This is a genomic window from Pyramidobacter sp. C12-8 (assembly GCF_002007215.1).
Taxonomy (GTDB): Bacteria; Synergistota; Synergistia; order Synergistales; family Dethiosulfovibrionaceae; genus Pyramidobacter.
Genome location: NZ_MUHX01000114.1, coordinates 1 through 242, shown reverse-complemented (window position 1 = coordinate 242; position 242 = coordinate 1). Strand labels below are relative to the sequence as shown.

The 242-nt window shown below is 52.9% G+C and carries 1 protein-coding gene; it reads right to left on the bottom strand.

Annotated elements, in window-relative coordinates; genetic code table 11:
• Positions 1–242, bottom strand: a 242-nt coding sequence (locus B0D78_RS13035; protein ID WP_168170144.1) for a YDG domain-containing protein, incomplete at both ends; no start/stop codon positions are given.

The window sequence follows — 242 nt, the reverse complement described above, 5'->3', positions numbered from 1 at the left end:
CGCCGACGTTCTTGTCGGAGAAGTTGTATTCGAGTGCGGAGTCATCAAACGTGACATCATCGCCTGTGAGGACGGCACTCATGTTGAGCGCATCTCGCGTAGCGGTTGTATTGCCGTCGTAAGTCTTGTTGTTGGCTGTGAAACCGATGGTGATTGTGAGCGGCGTGATGTTTGCAAGCGCCGTGTTATCGAATGTGAAATCATAATTGGCCACGTCGTCGCCGACATAGACGAGTTCGCCC